16 protein-coding genes are annotated in these 18,101 nt (G+C 46.5%); 1 reads left to right on the top strand and 15 read right to left on the bottom strand.

Going from position 1 to position 18,101, the window contains the following annotated elements:
• Positions 1-13: 13 nt before the first annotated feature.
• The 15 genes from NSB28_RS18305 to NSB28_RS18235 form a co-directional block, all read right to left on the bottom strand.
• Positions 14-865, bottom strand: coding sequence for an ABC transporter permease (locus NSB28_RS18305; RefSeq protein ID WP_109748058.1), 852 nt, complete (start codon positions 863-865; stop codon positions 14-16).
• A 10-nt stretch (positions 866-875) separates the two neighbouring features.
• Positions 876-1,832 carry an ABC transporter permease gene (locus tag NSB28_RS18300; RefSeq protein ID WP_109748057.1) on the bottom strand — a complete coding sequence of 319 codons (957 nt, stop codon included), beginning with the start codon at positions 1,830-1,832 and terminating at the stop codon, positions 876-878.
• A gap of 120 nt (positions 1,833-1,952) precedes the next feature.
• On the bottom strand, positions 1,953-3,341 hold the full coding sequence (locus tag NSB28_RS18295; RefSeq protein ID WP_109748056.1) for an amidohydrolase: 1,389 nt from the start codon (positions 3,339-3,341) through the stop codon (positions 1,953-1,955).
• A 184-nt stretch (positions 3,342-3,525) separates the two neighbouring features.
• The gene (locus NSB28_RS18290) at positions 3,526-5,226 is read right to left on the bottom strand and encodes an ABC transporter substrate-binding protein (protein WP_257497886.1); all 1,701 of its coding nucleotides are present in this window, start codon (positions 5,224-5,226) and stop codon (positions 3,526-3,528) included.
• A 230-nt stretch (positions 5,227-5,456) separates the two neighbouring features.
• Positions 5,457-6,584, bottom strand: coding sequence for a GGDEF domain-containing protein (locus NSB28_RS18285; RefSeq protein WP_257497887.1), 1,128 nt, complete (start codon positions 6,582-6,584; stop codon positions 5,457-5,459).
• Positions 6,585-6,663: 79 nt separating this feature from the next.
• Positions 6,664-7,077, bottom strand: a complete 414-nt coding sequence (locus NSB28_RS18280) for a DUF3021 family protein (protein ID WP_109748053.1) — start codon at positions 7,075-7,077, stop codon at positions 6,664-6,666.
• A gap of 25 nt (positions 7,078-7,102) precedes the next feature.
• Positions 7,103-7,537 (bottom strand): LytTR family DNA-binding domain-containing protein, encoded by a 435-nt coding sequence (locus tag NSB28_RS18275; RefSeq protein ID WP_257497888.1) that lies wholly within the window; start codon positions 7,535-7,537, stop codon positions 7,103-7,105.
• 210 nt (positions 7,538-7,747) lie between these two features.
• Positions 7,748-8,647, bottom strand: a complete 900-nt coding sequence (gene iolE / locus NSB28_RS18270; protein WP_109748051.1) for a myo-inosose-2 dehydratase — start codon at positions 8,645-8,647, stop codon at positions 7,748-7,750.
• Entirely contained in the window at positions 8,640-9,665 is a 1,026-nt protein-coding gene (gene iolG, locus NSB28_RS18265; protein ID WP_109748050.1) for an inositol 2-dehydrogenase, read from the bottom strand. Before iolG ends, iolE begins: the two co-directional genes overlap by 8 nt.
• Before the next feature lie 12 nt (positions 9,666-9,677).
• A complete protein-coding gene (locus NSB28_RS18260; RefSeq protein ID WP_109748049.1) occupies positions 9,678-10,700 on the bottom strand; it encodes a Gfo/Idh/MocA family protein in 1,023 nt (340 codons plus the stop codon).
• A gap of 21 nt (positions 10,701-10,721) precedes the next feature.
• On the bottom strand, positions 10,722-11,873 hold the full coding sequence (locus NSB28_RS18255) for an iron-containing alcohol dehydrogenase (protein ID WP_109748048.1): 1,152 nt from the start codon (positions 11,871-11,873) through the stop codon (positions 10,722-10,724).
• A gap of 11 nt (positions 11,874-11,884) precedes the next feature.
• On the bottom strand, positions 11,885-12,667 hold the full coding sequence (locus tag NSB28_RS18250) for a 5-deoxy-glucuronate isomerase (protein ID WP_109748047.1): 783 nt from the start codon (positions 12,665-12,667) through the stop codon (positions 11,885-11,887).
• Between the two features lie 51 nt (positions 12,668-12,718).
• The gene (gene iolD, locus NSB28_RS18245) at positions 12,719-14,650 is read right to left on the bottom strand and encodes a 3D-(3,5/4)-trihydroxycyclohexane-1,2-dione acylhydrolase (decyclizing) (protein WP_109748046.1); all 1,932 of its coding nucleotides are present in this window, start codon (positions 14,648-14,650) and stop codon (positions 12,719-12,721) included.
• Positions 14,651-14,668: 18 nt separating this feature from the next.
• Positions 14,669-15,706 carry a 5-dehydro-2-deoxygluconokinase gene (gene iolC, locus NSB28_RS18240; RefSeq protein ID WP_109748045.1) on the bottom strand — a complete coding sequence of 346 codons (1,038 nt, stop codon included), beginning with the start codon at positions 15,704-15,706 and terminating at the stop codon, positions 14,669-14,671.
• Positions 15,707-16,031: 325 nt separating this feature from the next.
• A complete protein-coding gene (locus NSB28_RS18235) occupies positions 16,032-17,069 on the bottom strand; it encodes a LacI family DNA-binding transcriptional regulator (RefSeq protein WP_109748044.1) in 1,038 nt (345 codons plus the stop codon).
• Between the two features lie 299 nt (positions 17,070-17,368).
• Here NSB28_RS18235 and NSB28_RS18230 point away from each other — a divergent pair, with 299 nt between their 5' ends.
• Positions 17,369-18,100, top strand: a complete 732-nt coding sequence (locus NSB28_RS18230; protein WP_109748043.1) for a hypothetical protein — start codon at positions 17,369-17,371, stop codon at positions 18,098-18,100.
• Position 18,101 lies beyond the last annotated feature (1 nt).

Genomic DNA, 18,101 nt, shown 5'->3' with positions numbered 1-18,101 from the left:
CCCTTCCACCGGTCTATATCTTCATTTTAGGATCCAGTGCGTCTCTCAGCCCGTCGCCAAACAAATTGATGCTAAGTACAGTTACTAACAGGCATACTCCAGGCGGAACCCACATCCATGGCCTTGTGGCAATAATGGAAACTGACTGTGCCGCATACAGCATATTTCCCCAGGAAGCCTCTGGTACCTGCACACCCATGCCCAGAAAACTCAGTCCCGATTCCTGAAGTATGGCGCTGGCTATTCCAAAAGTGAACGCGATCAGAATCGGCGCAAATGCATTAGGCAGGATATATCTGAACATGATCGCAAAGTTCTTAGTACCTATAGCTCTTGCCCCTTCTATATAATCCTTTTCCCTTACAGACAGTACGCTGCCATAGAGCTGCCTTGCAAAACCGGGCCATCCCATGATCCCAATGACTACCGTGGCCGATGTGATAGACGGACCGATCACAGAGACAAGCACCAGTATGAATACCATAGACGGGAAGGACAGGAATACATCCGCAGCACGCATTATAACAGCCTCTACAGGCCCTCTGTAGTATCCGGCAAGCATTCCAAGCGGCACTCCCACGGCAAAGCTGATCAGTACTGAGAAGAATCCCACATACATGGAGGTCCTGCCGCCGTAGATGAGGCGTGCAAACAAATCCCTTCCCGTATTGTCTGTACCCAGGATATGTTCTCCCCCTGGTACCGCTCCAAACCCACTGTATATTTCATATGGCTGCAGCTTCATAATTTCGGGAAGAAATATCAGCAGGAGCAATTCCACAATTAAGACCCACATTCCTATCATCGCCAGCTTATGAGTCCTGAACCTGCTGACTACATCTTTTAAATATGAACTCTTTTTCATACAGCGCCTCCTATCTTTTTGAAACTCTCGGATCAAGAACCCCATAAAACAAATCCACCGCAATATTTCCTAAGAGTACAAATCCTGCTATCAGTACTGTAATCCCCATTATAGTGGGATAATCTCTGTAATTAATGGACTGTACCATAAGCGTCCCCATTCCCGGCCAGCTAAACACCTGCTCTGTGATTATGGCTCCTCCGATCAGAGCCGGCAGAGACAGCCCTATCTGCGTTACCAGCGGAATCAGCGCATTGCGGAAAGCGTGGCTCACGACAACTGACTTTTCCCGAAGCCCCTTTGCCCTCGCTGTCCGTATATAATCATCCCCCAGGACCTCCATCATGCTGCTTCTCATATGTCTTGTATAAATACCTACATACTGGAGCATCAGAGTCACTACCGGAAGCACCATATGCCGCAGCAGCATGGGCAGTGTGGTCTTCACTCCTGCATCATACATGCCGCTTGTGGGAAGTACACCAAGGCGGATGCTGAAAATAAAAATCAAGATCATAGCGGCAAAAAAATTGGGGGTGGCTGCACCAATAAAAGCAAACACAGAAGATGCATAATCCCAGGCTGAATATGGTTTGTGAGCAGACAGAATACCCAGCGGAACAGCAATGCACAGGGCAAGTATGAGTGCAGCCACAGTCAGCATAAGAGTTGGACCTATTCTTTCGGCTACCATCTCTGCCACTGGCCGCATAGTTCTGTAAGAAATACCTAAATTTCCACTCAGCACATTTTTAAGCCAGATCAAATATTGGATATACACCGGTTTGTCCAGCCCCATCTGTGCCTCCAGCCTGGCCACATCGCCTTCTGTCAGATTATTGGTGCCCGCCAGGATCATTTCTACCGGGCTCCCGGGTGCCATAGAGGCCAGGACATACACCAGCACTGTAATTCCAAAAAATGTGATTACTGCGATCAGCAGCCGCTTAAAAATATATTTTCCCATAATATCTGACTCCCTTCTCCTGGCGCCTCTTCTGTTATTGTTTCTCTTTTGTATTTCTTTTATATTTCGTTTGTTATCATTATTCTATCGTTTATTATCGTTTATGTCAATATTTTTCTTTTATTTATTATCATATATTTTCATTTTACCATTTTCTGGTAATACAGGATAATACGCCACACTTTTATTTTTCTTCTCCCGAAACTCTTCCTTTGCCCTGCTGACAATTTCCGGCTTTTCCATCACTCTGCTGCAGAACTCAGCCATAACTTCCCCCGCAAATAACAGGCCTTTATGTCCTATAGAGGTACCTGCTGCCGCAACTGTTGACCAGTGATGCCCGGATAGCCCATTCACTGTCCCCCCTCCGAAAAATTGCGTGACAGGCATAATCTGGCTCACGTCTGTGATATCGCTGGAACCAGGCGTATAAAACGCTTCTCCGGAAGGTTTCTGTATTTCGGATGAGAGCAGCCCTGCACGTTCATCTTCACTTGCCTCCCTTCCTGATGCATTTCTGAACAGTTCCTCTGCAAACTCCCATTCATCTTTTGTATACCGGGGCTTTGGGACACTGAGCGCGGCTTCATATAATATCTCATTCAGTGTAAAATTCAGCAGTGATTCCCAGCTGCCCCCCATACATACAGAGCTGACCGAAGTATCTGTCATCATTGCTGCTCCCTTTGCTGTCTGGTCAAGTCTTTTTATCACTTCCTCATTCGACTTCCGTTCCCTGCTGCGCACATAGTAATACGCAGACGCATAACCCGGCACTATATTCGGACGCACTCCGCCGTCCGGAATACAGTAATGGATCCGCGTTTCCTGCGGCACATGTTCACGCAGGAATTCGGCTCCGATATTCATCAGCTGTACAGCATCCAGGGCACTTCTCCCCTCTTCGGGACAGCAGGCGGCATGGGCCGTCTTCCCCCTGAATTCATATAGAATCCCTGTCAGTGCCTGCATAATAAACTCAGCGATCCTGAAAGGCCCCTCATCATGCCAGGCCACACAAAGGTCAATACCGTCAAAGAGTCCCTTATCTATCATATGTACCTTACCATATCCCCCCTCTTCAGCCGGGCATGCCAGATATACGATCGTCCCCTCCAATCCTCTGCTCTTTACGGCTGCTTTTGCCGCTGCTGCAGCCGAAGCGCATCCTGCTGCCATAAGGTTATGTCCGCAGCCATGCCCCGGTCCGGGCAGAGGGCTGTAATAGGGCACAGCCTTTTGTCCCAGCCCCGGCAGGGCATCATATTCCCCTATAACTCCTATGACCGGGCTCCCGCTCCCCCATCTGGCAATCACGCAGTTAGGTTTCTCTGCCGGAGGAATACAGTAGGTTTCAACTGTAAATCCCTGCGCTTCCATAAACGCCGCTGTCACTGAACAGGCATAATACTCTTCACCTGAACGCTCCGGGTGTCCATGGATCTTATCTGAAAGCTTTATGCATTCCGCCTTGTATTTCTCATACCAGGCCCTTATCTCATTATTCATTTCTGCCTCCTTTAACCAAATTCAAAACATAGGTGCGCTTTGCGTACCTCGCGAGCCTGCAAGTTGAATTGCGCAGCTTTTGTTCCGCGTTCGCGGCTGCGCATCCTCCCGGAGGAGTTAAAAAGGCGGCACATTGCTGCGCTGACGCCGTTCAACAATGTACCGCCCGGTAATTCCCTGTGTGCTATTCTACTGTCCAGTTCCAGAAATCAAACACTGACTGGGACATATCTTTTGTGTTCATATTGCTGAGCCTCTTGTTATAGATTACCGTAATATCAGGTGCATACAAGAAATAATAGCAGTCATTTTCCGCCTGCCACAGCTGCAGTTCACTTGTGTATTTCATGGCATCCTCGTCTGTAAGTGAAGACATTACCTTATTGAATAACTCCTGTCCGGTGGGATCTGTCACATGCGCCAGATTGTACACCCCGTCCAGGATAAAGAAATCCTGGTTCTCAAGCGGGTTAGCCCCGTCACTTGATGTCTTCATGATTGCAAAGTCTGCTTCCTTATCACGCATCATCTGCATCATTGTAGAAAGGTCAACCGACTGTACATTTACTGTAACACCGATATTTGACATATCTCTCTGGAACATTGTGGCTGTCTGCTCACGCAGTGTATCTCCTGTCACATACAGGATCAGTAATTCCTGTGAAAAATCAAAATTATTTTCTTCCAGAAGCTGTTTTGCCTTTTCAGGATCATATTGGTTGCTGAGACTTACCTCCCCAATTTTAGGATCATAGTACTTGTTATTGCTGGCATACATCCCTTCACGGACTGTGCCTCTTCCACCAAGCAGTTCTTTCACCATCTCTTCCCTGTTTATAGCCATGTCAAAGGCGCGCCGGGTATCCACATCAAATTTCTCGTTATCCGGGATTATCCACACCTGGCCCGGTGACTGTATGGATTCCACTACCAGATTATCCTGTTCCTCTGCCATGGAAATATCAGCGATTGGAAAGCTTACCCTGGCTCCCGGAACAAGATCTATTTCACCGCTCATTAATGAAGCCAGGAGATTGGCCGATGCAACATTTCTGATCACCAGTTTGTCAAAATTGATCTTTCCCATGTAATAGTTCGGATTGGCTTTATACACCACACGCTCTCCTGGAATGGTACTTTCAAATATAAACGCCCCATTACCTACAGGTTCATTCCAGAAATCAGCTTCCATAAAATTAGCCGGTGTCAGGTCATTTAGCAGATGCTCCGGCAATACAAAGAAAAAAGCCGCCTGTTTTAAAAACATGAAATCTGACATAGGACGTTTCATATTCATCTTTACGGTCAGGTCGTCTACCTTTTCAACCTCTACACTGTCAGCTGACAGTTCAACGCCGCTGTCATCTGTCCCTGCCACATTCTGCATAAGCTGCCGTCTGCTTGTCACTATATCTGCCTTTGTAACAAGTTTACATGTGAACACTACATCATCTGCTGTTACCGGCTCCCCATCGTGCCATTTGGCATCAGGATTCAGATGGAAAATAATTGATGAGTTATCTTCTGCCACTTCCCAGCTCTCTGCCAGTCTTGGATACATAGTGCCAGACATGCCTCCTGCAACCAGGTTGTCAAATATCTGATTGCATACAGTATCACCGATCACACCAGTTGATGCATACGGGTTCAGACTGTTCCAGGTCTGGTCATATGCTATAGTTACAATCTTCTCCTCCCCGCCTTCCTTTGTCAGCCCTGCCTCTGTCTCCAGCTTATCTGCCAGCTCACCAGTGCCCTCTGCTGGCTGGCCAGCCGTATCAGCTCCGGCTGTTCCTGATGATATTTCACCTCTTCCGCAAGAACACAGCATCAGCCCCATAGCAGCAGCCATTGCAAATGATAGAATCTTCTTACACTTTGTCATACCTTCTCCTCCTTTTCTTTTTCGCATTTTGCGATATATGGTTTATTATTATTTCATTTATTATTATATTCTTTTGTTTATTGTCATTATATTATCATTTTCTTTCATTGTCAATAGCAAACAACAAAAATATAATATAACAATAGAGAAAGAAAAAAACGCTGCCGCAGGCTGCCGGATACTTCCGTACCGCCTGCAACAGCGTTCTTTTAAAGAACGTCTGTCTTATATTATATACTTCGTTTTTTTCTGCCGTCACCGCTTTTCGCAGCTTTCTTCTGCTCATACATACGTTTATCTGCCAGCTCCAGCAGTTCGGGAATTGACCCGGCTTCCTCAGGATACATTGCTATCCCCACGGAAACACCCAAAAATTCTATATCTCCTAAATTAGCAAAGCTGATTTTCTTAATCTTTTCACAAAGCCCCCGCTCTTTCGTAAGGCAGACGAATTCATCTCCTGCAAGCCTGTAGCATCCCTCCTCTGTCCCGACGCATCTCCTTAATTCTTCAGCAAAGGCACTCAGGTATTCATCACCGACTACATGTCCATACTTATCATTCACTGATTTGAAATCGTTCAGATCCAGGAATAAAAGATAAAAGGATTCCTTCTCTGACTGCAGTTTTTCCAGGCCTCTCCGAAGCGCCAGCCTGTTGCCCAGCTTTGTCAGCCTGTCTGTGCAGGCCAGCTGGTTCAGTTCATGTTTATCATCGTCCGCCTTCAGATATGAGACCCCCAGCCTGTATGTCAGAATGATAAAGTAGATCAGCAGCAGATATACGACCAGCTTCATCCACATGGGGGAATCCACCACCATTATGTTATTGTATACAATGATCAGGATAAAGCTGGCTATGGTATAGCGGATCAGCATATTCTTCTGACTGCAGTTTGCTTTTTGTATATACGGCATCACCTTTTCTTTTGAGAAATGGATGTATACAGGGAAGGATATCAGGTAGAGCAGCGTCTGTGCAATCAGTACTGCCGCTGAAAGTACATCTGTTCCAAAAAGGTAACCTATCCTGACAGCAATCCCAAAGATTGCCAGTCCATAGGAAAAAGAGTAAAAGGCTATAATGATCCTGGTCTTTTTATCTCCCCCGTAATTGAGCATAGCGGGTATAAAATAAAATGCCCCAAGTATCATAAATCCGCCGCTTCCATTGCCATAGCCCGGAAGATTTACCGCTACAAGGCACATAAAAAGCAGAAGCGGAATGGTAACCGCCGCATATGTACCGGCAGCAGCCAGGAAATTATGTTTTCTGCGGGAAAGCTCCCATATGGATGAAAACTCCACTATAATGATTTCCAAAACTGTAATAATATTTAAAAATAAACCCAATTCCATCGATATACTCCTCATGCGTAAAATTTTGCCTATATACCTGCATTCAGTATACTATATCTTTGTGGAATTGTCATCAAACCTATTCCTTATTCTTTTCCAGCAGCCTGTTTATTTCTTCTGCGCTTCTTCTCAGTCTGTAATAACTATATTTCTGTATACAGATAAAAAATGCTGTAAAAAGTAATGTATATACAACTACATTTTTCAATGATACCCCTGACCATCCAAATCCGAAATTACATACCCCCAGCATCAAATACCATATTAAAAAAGAGGCCGCATTGTAACTTACGGAACTATTAAATTCTATTTTTTCCAGAATAAAATATTCCACACATGAAAGCACGAAAAAGCATCCGGCAATCTGAAGGAACATTATATAGACAGACAGATCTCCTCCTCCAAAAATGAGATTGCTTATAGAAATAATAATTAACGTTAACGTCACCAACAAAGTTGTCATTGGTATTACTTTTTCCGTTAAAATCTTCATAGTATCAGTCCCTTCTACTTTTCATTTACTTTAATCTCTGTTTTAAAGGTTCAATATATGTTCTCCCCACAATAAGCTTCTCTCCATTTTTCAGTGTAGCCATAAGTCTGTGGTTTCCCAGTGGAGCAACACATTTCAGGCAGGACAGATTGAGCAGGCAGCTCCTGCTTATCCTTATTAGACTGCTTCCTTCCAACTGTTTTTCCAAAGCCGCGGTTGTCTCCCGGCTGGAGTATATATCTGAAGCTGTATATACATAAGTCTTACCATCCACTGTTTCCAAATAGTACACCTGATACAGGGGAATCTGGTATTGCTCTCCGTCTTTCCACACAGGAAGCTGAATAGAAAATTGCCTGATATGGTTTACAAGTTTATTTATGCCCGGTTCCATCCTGCTGCACCGTATGACCACCTCCATTTCTCTGATCTTTTCATTCTCCTTTACAAAAACTTTCATTCTCCTCACCTCACTTTTAAATCTCTTAACTGTAACCACCCTTATTGCTATTATTGTAAGCATCAATATAACATTTCTGCAACTCCTATACTGTCAAAATACCCCTACAGACAGATAAAATGCCCTGGCAGGTATTCCCGCCAGGACATTCTATCCGACTTTCAGATAATTTTTTATTTCTTCCAGTATATTTGCTCACCTGCTGAGTATTTATAAACCTGTTTTCTCAGCGATAAATTTTCTTGCCTTTATGGCATATTCCAGGGGATTTGCTTTTGTAGGGTCCTGCTCTGCCTCTACCAGCATATACCCCTCATATCCTGCCTCTTCCAGTACTTTAAATATAGGATCAAAATCAATACACCCATCTCCCGGTACTGTAAATGCACCCAGACGGACTCCTTCCAGGAAACTTAGGTTTTCTTTTTTCACCTTTTCCACAACCTCCGGACGGATATCTTTTAAATGGACATGCCGGATTCTGTCTGCATACTTTTCTGCCATCTTAAGTGGATCTGCGCCGCAGTATGCGAAATGTCCTGTATCAAAGAGGAGGCTCACGTATTCAGGATCAGTATTCTCCATCATCCGCTCCACCTCGTCCGGATCCTGTACTACTGTTCCCATGTGATGGTGGAAGGTAAGAGTAATCCCGTATTCATCCCTGGCGATCCTCCCCAGACGGTTCATACCTTTGCAGAAGACTTCCCACTCTTCATCATTCATCACATACTTATGTCCGAATATGGGAGTATCCTCAAGCCCCTGCACACTGTGGCTCTGTTCAGAAGCACCGATGACCTTTGCACCCACAGCCTTCAAAAATTCCAGCTGTGCCCTGAAATCCTTTTCCACCTCTGCAAAGGGCCTGGTGATCAGGAAAGAAGAAAACCACTGATTACAGATTTCAATTCCACGAAGACTCAGTGCTTTTTTGAGCACCTGGGGATCCTTTGGATATTTATTCCCCACCTCTGAACCTGTGAACCCTGCCAGCGCCATCTCGCTGACACACTGTTCAAAAGTATTTTCTTTTCCCAGATCCGGCAGATCGTCATTTGTCCATGCAATTGGTGCAATTCCTAATTTTACTTTTTCTTTATTAAACATTTTTCTCCTCTTCTATTTCCGAAATCTTGACCGGTCTGTGCTCTTCATATGATTTTCTGGCTGCCAGACCCATTAATACAGGCTTCAGGCCATCCATAACATTTACCGGAGTCTCTTTATTATTTTCAATGGCATCGATAAACGCCCCAATCTCTTTTCCATATGCATCCATATATCTCTCAAGGAAGAAGAACAGGGGCTTTTCACCCGTCACTCCATCCGAGTTTGTAATGACTGCAGATGACTGGCTGTCATTGCCCACTGCTGCCATCCCAACAGATCCAAATACTTCAGCTCTCTGGTCATACCCGTAAACTGCTTTTCTGCAGTTGTCTATCACGGCAATGGCGCCATTTTCCATCTGCAGTGTGATGACAGCTGTGTCCACATCCCCTGCTTCCCCGATTGCCGGGTCTACCAGGTTAGCTCCCTGGACGTATACTTCTGTGGCATCACAGCCTGCCAGAAAACGTACCATGTCAAAATCATGGATAGTCATATCCAGGAACATTCCTCCTGATACCTTTACATAGTCGATGCCGGGCGGCTCCGGGTCCCGGGATGTAATCTTTATGATCTGGGGCCTTCCCACTTTGCCGGCGGCGACAGCGCGCTGCACCGCTTCAAAGTTATGGTCAAACCTTCTGTTAAATCCCACCTGATATTTCAGATTTGTGCCTTCCAGGGCACTGATCACCTCTTTAATCTTTTCCACGTCGTGGTCAATGGGTTTTTCACAGAATACATGCTTTCCTGCCCTGATCGCTTCTAATGAAATGGGTGAATGAGTGTCAGTGGAGGAACAGATTAACACTGCATCGATCTCAGGATCGTTGATGATCTCTGTATAATCTTTAGAAGTGTGTTCCACCCCCATGCTCTTTGCCCACGCTGCAGTCTCCTCACTTAAAAATGGATCTGCCACTGTCTTGATCTGTGCATCCCTGACCCTGGTACTGATACTGGTGATATGTACTCTCCCGATTCTTCCTGCCCCTATAATTCCTACCTTTACCATTTTTCATTCTCCTTATGAACTGGCTATTTTTACAATTCCGCCTTTTTTCCATGCCTCTGTAGTGGCAAATCCGATCTGCGTGGATCTGGTGCCGTCGTAAACCGTCACATCCGGTTTTCTGCCAGTTTCCACACAATCTGCGAACTCCTGCATTTCCAGAAGATACGCTTGGGCAAACCTTTCCGGAAAGCCTCCCACGCATTCTACTACAGCTCCATTTTTGTCATATATCATACACAGGTTCTTTTCCGGCACAGGACTGATTCGCAGAGAGCCTTCCGTGCCGATGATCTCTGTTTCCACATGATAGCCATGGGCCGCAGTCCGTCCCACATGTACAAACCCCAGAGCGCCGTTTTCACAGCGGTACATAGCCGCACCTGTCTCATCATCCCCTGCTTCCCTGAACTCGGGATGCTTGAAAGTAGCGCCTGCCGCATATACCTCCACAGGGTCTGAGCCGAGAAACCATCTCATCAGATCAATATCATGTATAGCCATATCAATAAAGATTCCTCCGCTGGTAGCTGCAAACTTGATGGCCCCCTCTGCGAGAGCTTCCGGGTCAATGCCTGCTGCTTTGACCATATAAGGAGTTCCTATTGCCCCCTCTTCTATTTTCTTCTTTGCATAGGCATATGATGGATCAAATCTTCTCATAAATCCCAGGAAAAATATAAGCTCAGGATGGCGCTCAACTGCTGCCTCTGCGAGCCTGCATTCCTCTACGGTAACTCCCAGAGGTTTATCAGAAAATACATGCTTCCCCGCATCCAGAGCCGCTGCGATCTGCCAGCAGTGCTCACTGCTTGTGGTAACGATGGCTACTGCGTCAATATCTGCCTTTTCCAGCATTTCTCTGTAGTCCGTATATACATCCTCCACACCAAGCTCTTTCCTGGCATAGTCCAGCTCGGCCGGAATAATAGAACATGCTGCCGTCAGCTCTGCATTTGGAATCTTAAATGCTATATTATTTGCATGGACCTTTCCCAGTCTTCCCAATCCGGCAATCCCCACTTTTACCTTTTTCATATGATCTCACCTTCCTTTACTTTACCACAGATTCCTGTATATCTGTTTCACATCTTCTTCAGCTGTTTCCCTCATGGTATTCTGGGGACTCCCGCTGGCCATCGCATCAAATGCCATCTTATCGATCGATTTAAAAAATTCATCCCGGTCAATTCCGTATTCAGCAAGGGTAGGTGTCTCCAGCAGTCTTGTAATATCTTCCACAGCAGCCAGAAATTTCTCACTGGCCTGCCTGTCTGTATCCGTATCAGCTGCCGCTCCGATGGCACGGCCCAGAGCCCCAAACCGCCCGTATGCCCCTTCCAGGGCAAAGCTTAGGCATTCTTTTAAAAGCATGGCATTAGAAAGCCCGTGTGCCACATGGAACAGTGCGCCTATTGGCCGGCTCATACCATGGATGATCGTGACAGAGGAATTATTGAACGCGATCCCTGCTTCCAGGGCAGCTACAGACATCTGAACTCTTGCTTCCTCATCACTGCCGTCCTCAAATGCCGCCGGCAGGTACTTAAAGATCCGTTTCACAGCAGATATGGCAAAAGTATCCGACAATGTCTGGGATTTCCTGGATGTATAAGCCTCCACTGCATGGCAGAGAGCATCCAGTCCGGTAGCTGCTGTGATCTTTGGGGGAGCAGTCATAGTAAACTGAGGATCAATAACTGCCAGAGACGGCATCAGGCACCTGCCCTTAAGCAGCATCTTAATATCCTTTTCTGTATCAGTAATGATCGTAAACTGGGTAGCCTCAGAGCCAGTTCCCGCAGTAGTGGGTATAGCCGCCATAGGGGGCATCTTCACGTCGATCACATTTCCCATATAGTCAGCGATCCTTCCTCCATTTACAGCAAGTGAACCGATCGCCTTCATAGAATCAATGGGGCTGCCGCCTCCCAGGGCCACCAGAAAATCACAGCCCTCCCGCCTGTATATCTCCAACCCCTTCTCAATCATAGTGTCAGTGGGTTCTCCGTTGATCTCCGCATATACGGCATACTCTATTCCCTGGTTTCTGAGGGCTGTCTCTGCCTTGGCGCAGTTGCCCAGCTGGACCATCACTCTGTCTGTTACAATAAGGGCTTTTTTCCCCATCTCTTTTAATGCCTCTTCCGCCATCTCAAGCGCTCCGGCGCCGGATATGATCCTGCCCGGTACAATAAATTCTCTAGCCATAAGTACTCTCCTTACTCTGCGTCATGCAGCCATGTATAGCGTTCATCCTCACACCTGTCTGTCTGCAGCCATGGATTCCCGTCTAAATGACGGATCATCCAGCAGGTATACATCTGAAACCCCGGCGCAGCAGCCTGGGGATGAAGCTCACCTCCCGGTATTGCCGAGAAGCTGCCGTCCGTGCTCTTAAAGACATGGTCACCCACAAAGCTGGCTCCGAATCCCTCCGGCCTGTCAAACTTGAAGTAATATGTCTCTGGCTGCGGATGCCTGTGGGGCAGATAGCCCGACCAGTTACCTCTGTCGTTCAGGACCTCGCCCAGTACCATTTTTGAATATGGAGCAGTCTCATAGTCAAAAATCGTGCTGACCCGCCTCCTGGCCACATCACCAAATTTTCCCTTACAGGAATATACCCAGGGTGCATCTTTTGGCCTGTACAGCTTTGCGGAGAATTCTTTCTTATTTTTTGTACACTGGACAAGGATCTCAGAAGGTGATTCCGCCGTCACACTGACAGAAGTGCCTGTACAGACATGGACACACCACGGACCTTCCGTAAACACATCCTTTCTGTCCGCCTTCTCACGGTTACCCTCCCAGGCAAAAACAATATTCCCTGAAAGGAGAAGTACAGCCATCTCTTCATCCTTTCTCATAAATTCCCTTGTCTCGCCCGCCTCCAGCCGATAGACACGGATGTCCATCATCATATCACTGTATTCATTGTTATATGTTGTTAAAATTTTTTCACCATTCTTATCAAATTCCGGATAACCAAACAATTTTTTCATTCCAGATCCTCCCGGGGAATTATTTTCCTACTACTAACAACAAGCTCAATATCAATACTTTCTCGCCTCACTGCGTCCTGTCATAACGCCCTCACAGGCTTTTCTCACGCCTTCCTTTTCCGAGGTTGTTGCAATGCCCACATTCCACCAGGACTCATAACCGTCCGTCATAGTCTTTGGGATAACCTTCAGATCAAAGAGGCATGCTATACTCTGTTTTCTGGCATCCTCAAGCGCTGCTGTCAGCTCTCCGATGGTCCTGCAGGTATATGATTTCAGACCGTACCCCTCTCCGATTTTGGCATAATCCACGGGAATCAGATCTCCTGACGGCTTCTTCCCATCAGTGTAACGGAATTCTGTTGCAATGCTGCCAATACCATGGTTCATTTCCAGGTTATTGATACATCCAAAGCCGCAATTGTCAAAAATAAGGATATTTACCTTCTTCCTTTCCTGCATAATTGTCATGATCTCACTGTGAAGCATCTGGAAGCTGGAATCTCCCACCACACAATACACCTCATTATCAGGCTCAGCGAACTTCACGCCCAGGGTGGCGGCCACCTCATACCCCATGCAGGAATAGCCGTATTCCGCATGGTAGCCTCCCCTCTTATCTGTCCTCCACATGCGCTGCATACAGCTTGGAAGGGAACCCCCTGCCGTAATGACAATGGCATCCTTGTCAACCGTTCTGTTGATGGCTGCCAGAGCCGCCGTCTGAGTGATCCTGCCGTTTGTCAGCGCCACAAATTCTGGTATCGTCCTTGGGTCCCTCGCCTTGATGATCGGCTCAAAATCTTTGCCGGTATATGTAATGTCCGCCAGGCGGTCCCATTCTCTGTCCCAGGCCTCTTTCGCCGCTTCGATCTCGCCGTCATAAGCTGATACATACCCTCTTTTGCGAAGCTTCTCTGCAAGCGCTTCTATTGTGGCCTTTGCATCCCCCACAGCCTTCACTGCATCCATCTTATATGCATGGAACCTGTTATTATTTATCGTGACAAACTTAACATTTTCATTTCTGAACAGGTGCTTGGAGCTTGTAGTAAAATCAGAAAGCCTTGAACCAACTGCTATTACTACATCTGCGTCCTTTGCAATGACATTTGAGGCCAGTGTGCCGGTCACACCGATGCCGCCTAAGCAATACGGATGGCTGGATCTGCAGGCGCTCTTTCCCGCCTGGCTCTCACCGAACGGAATATGAAATTCTTCACAGAATTTTTCCACAGCTTCTCCGGCTTGTGAGTACTTCACGCCTCCGCCCACGATGAGCAGCGGCTTCTTCGCTGCTGCGATAACCTCCGTGATATCTTCCAGCTCCTCCCAAACTGCCGCGGGCCGGGTAATCCTGTGCACACGCTTCTGAAAGAAATAATCGGGATAGTCATATGATTCACCTTCCACGTCCTGGGGGAGCGCAATACAGCAGGCGCCTGTCTCCACCGGGTCTGTGAGCACACGCATGGCATTTATAAGAGCTGTCATCAGCTGCTCAGGCCGGTTGATCCTGTCCCAGTATTTACATACCGGCTTAAAAGCATCATTTGTGGACACCGCCAGACTGCTGCTCTGCTCCAGCTGCTGCAGTACCGGGTCCGGCTGCCTGGATGCAAAAGTATCTGCCGGAAAGACCAGCAGAGGGATATTATTCACTGTGGCAGTAGCGCAGGCTGTCACCATATTGGCCGCTCCCGGCCCCACTGAGGATGCACATGGAATGATCGACTTCCTGTTATTCTGCTTTGCAAATGCAATCGCTGCATGGCACATACCCTGCTCATTTCTGCCCTGCATGACTCTTAACTGCCCCGGGTCCGTATCCAGCGCTTCTCCCAGCCCCACCGCGATTCCATGGCCAAAAATAGTAAAGAAACCCTCCACAAACTTCGTTTCCACACCATCCATAGATACATACTGATTATCTAAAAACTTTACTACAGCCTGCGCTGTAGTCATTTTCCTTGTCTCTGACATGATGAAACTCCTCTCCGTTTACTGCATTCTTGCGATCATTTCTCCAAACTTCTCTTTTTCCTCTTTAATAAATTCATGTACCTCTTCCGGCCCCGGGAGAGAATCCGAACAATTATTGCTCCTCACCATCATAGATGCCTCCGCCGAGCCAAATTCCAGGCAGTCGATAATTTCCCACCCCTGGTACAGCCCGTACAGGAAGCCGGAACCATAGCCGTCTCCGCCGCCAAAGCCTTTCCGCGCTTCTACAGGGAAGGGCTTTATTGAATATTTCTGCCCGTCACAAGTATAGGCTGCAGATCCCTTCATGCCGTGCTTGATAACCACGATTTTAGCATTATAGCTCTGCCACAGCGCTGCTGATTCCTCATCTGTCATACCAGGCCGTATCAGCTTTTCTGTCAGATCGAATTCCTCCCTTGATCCCATGATGATATCAGCTTCCTTTGCCACCATGGAATAGTAGATGGATATCTCATCACTGTTTTTCCAGTTATATTCTCTGTAGTCAATGTCAAAGATTATCTTTGTATTATTTTTCTTTGCCAGAAGCACTGCCTTTATTGCTGCTTCCCTGGACGGACTCTCCGCCAGCGCAGTTCCGGATATCAGGATGGCCTTTGTACTCTTTATGTAATCTTCATCAATATCATCCACATGCAGCTGAAGATCCGCTATACAGTTTCTGTACATCAGGATACTGCTTTCTTTAGAGGAAAGCATCTCAGTGAAGGTCAGCCCCAATTTCTCGCCGCCTGTGCACTTTGTGATACAGGAAGTGTCGATCCCCCTCTCGTTAAAGTAATCCACCACAAATTCTCCAAACTGGTCATCTGACACTTTACCGATGAATCCGGCCTTAAGACCATGCTTTGTGACGCCCACAGCTATATTGGCCGGAGAACCGCCCAAAAACTTTTCGAACATATGGACCTTCTTCAGCGGTTTAAATTCCTCCTTTACCTGATCGTTATAAGCCGGGTTAAAGTCAATTGCCACACGGCCCAGCAATACAAGATCCCTCTCCCTGTCCTCATCAAACTCCACATACTTCATAAAATTCCCTCCTGATCCCCATTTGGAATTGCGTGCGTTTTATTTATTTTGTGTGCTTTTTTCTTTATCTTTGTGCCTTCATATTATCACACGCACCTGCTATGTGCAAGCACTTTTCCTGCATTTTACCGTTATTTCGCTATTTGCACAATTTTAATCAATCCTTTTGTTGCACTTTCACAACAGATTCCTTTATAATAAGTGCGTGTGTATTTGCGTGCTATTTCTTTTGTGGAGTAAATTTTTTTTAAGACAAAAGCAGCCACACCAGAACCGGACTGTTCTGATATGGCTGCTTTTACTGCATGTTGAAAGCTTCTCTGCACTACAGATTATATTTTGTCTTTATATTGATTTCCGTATACATATACTCTTTCTCCGGCTGTTTCTTAAAACAAAGTATATCCGAGAGAATAGACAATGCCCTGTACCCCTGGTCATATCCCTCCTGGTCGATCAGAAAATCCACAGTCCCCTCACTCAGCGCCCTCACATTCTTTGGAGTCAGGTCATAGATAATCACATAGGGGCGTTTCTTAAGCATCAGTTTATCGAATGCCCTCCTGACGCCGGCCTGTCCGCCAGAGGCCACAAAGATCCCTTCCAGATCCGGAAAGACAGACATAGAATTCACTATGATCTTCTCTACCTCATCTGTCTGGTCAAAGCTGCTCTGCACACCTACAAGCTCCATGGACGGAAAGCTTTTCTTCAGTTCATCCACAAAACCGTCCACCCTGCGGCTGCCGGCGCTGTTGGAAAAATACCCTGTGATCACCAGCACCTTTCCCTGTCCCCGCATCATCATTCCCATAAGGCCCGCCGCAGTCTGCCCGCTCTTCCAGTTATCCAGCCCCACAAAGCAGCACCGCCTCGTCCCCACTATATCCGTATTAAAGGTAACTACGGGAATCTGACCTTCATCCGCCAGCTCATTTAATTTCAGCCGTACACTGTCACTGTCCACCGGCATGATTGCCAGGGCGTCTATGCCCTCTTCCTCCAGCTGCCTGACAGCCTCCAGCTGCTCTGTCTCATCCACAGATGCATTTTCCCTTACAAGAACCTGTATTCCCCTGTCCGACAGCTTCTTTGCCGCTTCCCTGATCCCCCGGTTTACCTCCAGCATAAAGGAAGACTGAGAAAGCTGGGTCACAACACCAATCCTCTTCTCCTGTCCTGTCCCTGCATTTCCGCCTGAGGCTTTCTTCCTGTGCTTTGGCACATACCCGATCTCTTCGGCTATTTTTTCAATTTTTTCCGCCACCTCCGGGTTGATCCTCCCCCGGTTATTCAGAGCTCTGTCCACCGTTCCGCGCGACACTCCTGCCAGCTGGGCAATCTGCTGTATCGTTCCCGCCATAATCCGCCTCCGTAATCCTGTTACTGCACGCAAAGCACATGTCTTTATTAATAATGCACGCTTTTTAACATTATATCCTCACAGGCCGTTTTTTACAAGCTCATTTTAAAAAAGAAATCGTGCAAAATACGTGTAAAAACATTTTGTGGGACATTGTCCCGTGAGTCCTGTCTTGTCAGATTTTAATCTGTAGGTTATAATGTCGTTAGACATTATAATGTGCCGCAGCAAAACAGAGTACACATAAACTTAAAGCCCGGCAGATTAAAATATTATATTCACAGGAGGGAATTTACATATTGAAAAAATACATATGGTTATTTGCTGCCAATGTCATACTCGCAGTCATTGCAGTCATTCTGTACTCGCCCGGCCTTGTAGCGCTCAGACCGTCCGATCCCGGTATTTTCAGAGCCGGTATGTCCATCATAGCAGGTATTGCACTCGTCGCCGGATTTTTATTTGTGAACGTGCGCAGTTTGGCAAAACCAAAACAGATACTTGTGAGCAGGGACGAAGTTGCCAGCCTGGAAGATGCCAGGGCCATCCTGCGCCGCCATCAGGACAGCAAATATTTTGGAAACATTGCTAAAACTGCTGCCGGACAGCTGGAGCGTGTTATGAAATCACGTCAGAAGCTGTCAGACCTGATTGAACGGAAATTCACAAAAGGAACTATGAGCTGGGAGAAGTTCTACGGCATAGTCAAAGCCGCTGAGGACTCTGCAATAAAAAATGTTGTCACTATGGCTAACAGGATGAGCATCTTTGATGAAAATGAATACGCCAGACTGCAGCATTACAAAGAAGATGATATACCCGACGATATCCAGGAAGAACAGCTGCAGTTGTATCAGGATAATTATGAATCTGTGAAATCTGTTATCGCATTAAATGAAAGGATACTGCTTAAGCTGGATGCTCTGGCAATTGAACTGTCCTCTTTTGAAACTAGTGAAAATGAGGAAATGAACAGTGAAATACTAGTTGAAATAGAAAAACTGATTGAAGAAACAAAGTATTATCAGTAGG

The organism is Murimonas intestini, assembly GCF_024622195.1.
In the GTDB taxonomy this organism is placed as follows: Bacteria; Bacillota; Clostridia; order Lachnospirales; family Lachnospiraceae; genus Murimonas; species Murimonas intestini.
This window is presented reverse-complemented; position numbering and strand designations above follow the sequence as displayed.

Coding starts and splice junctions, on each gene's coding strand:
- NSB28_RS18305 (WP_109748058.1), bottom strand. CDS start 865: ATGAAAAAGAGTTCATATTTAAAAGATGTAGTCAGCAGGTTCAGGACT.
- NSB28_RS18300 (WP_109748057.1), bottom strand. CDS start 1,832: ATGGGAAAATATATTTTTAAGCGGCTGCTGATCGCAGTAATCACATTT.
- NSB28_RS18295 (WP_109748056.1), bottom strand. CDS start 3,341: ATGAATAATGAGATAAGGGCCTGGTATGAGAAATACAAGGCGGAATGC.
- NSB28_RS18290 (WP_257497886.1), bottom strand. CDS start 5,226: ATGACAAAGTGTAAGAAGATTCTATCATTTGCAATGGCTGCTGCTATG.
- NSB28_RS18285 (WP_257497887.1), bottom strand. CDS start 6,584: ATGGAATTGGGTTTATTTTTAAATATTATTACAGTTTTGGAAATCATT.
- NSB28_RS18280 (WP_109748053.1), bottom strand. CDS start 7,077: ATGAAGATTTTAACGGAAAAAGTAATACCAATGACAACTTTGTTGGTG.
- NSB28_RS18275 (WP_257497888.1), bottom strand. CDS start 7,537: ATGAAAGTTTTTGTAAAGGAGAATGAAAAGATCAGAGAAATGGAGGTG.
- iolE (WP_109748051.1), bottom strand. CDS start 8,647: ATGTTTAATAAAGAAAAAGTAAAATTAGGAATTGCACCAATTGCATGG.
- iolG (WP_109748050.1), bottom strand. CDS start 9,665: ATGGTAAAGGTAGGAATTATAGGGGCAGGAAGAATCGGGAGAGTACAT.
- NSB28_RS18260 (WP_109748049.1), bottom strand. CDS start 10,700: ATGAAAAAGGTAAAAGTGGGGATTGCCGGATTGGGAAGACTGGGAAAG.
- NSB28_RS18255 (WP_109748048.1), bottom strand. CDS start 11,873: ATGGCTAGAGAATTTATTGTACCGGGCAGGATCATATCCGGCGCCGGA.
- NSB28_RS18250 (WP_109748047.1), bottom strand. CDS start 12,667: ATGAAAAAATTGTTTGGTTATCCGGAATTTGATAAGAATGGTGAAAAA.
- iolD (WP_109748046.1), bottom strand. CDS start 14,650: ATGTCAGAGACAAGGAAAATGACTACAGCGCAGGCTGTAGTAAAGTTT.
- iolC (WP_109748045.1), bottom strand. CDS start 15,706: ATGAAGTATGTGGAGTTTGATGAGGACAGGGAGAGGGATCTTGTATTG.
- NSB28_RS18235 (WP_109748044.1), bottom strand. CDS start 17,069: ATGGCGGGAACGATACAGCAGATTGCCCAGCTGGCAGGAGTGTCGCGC.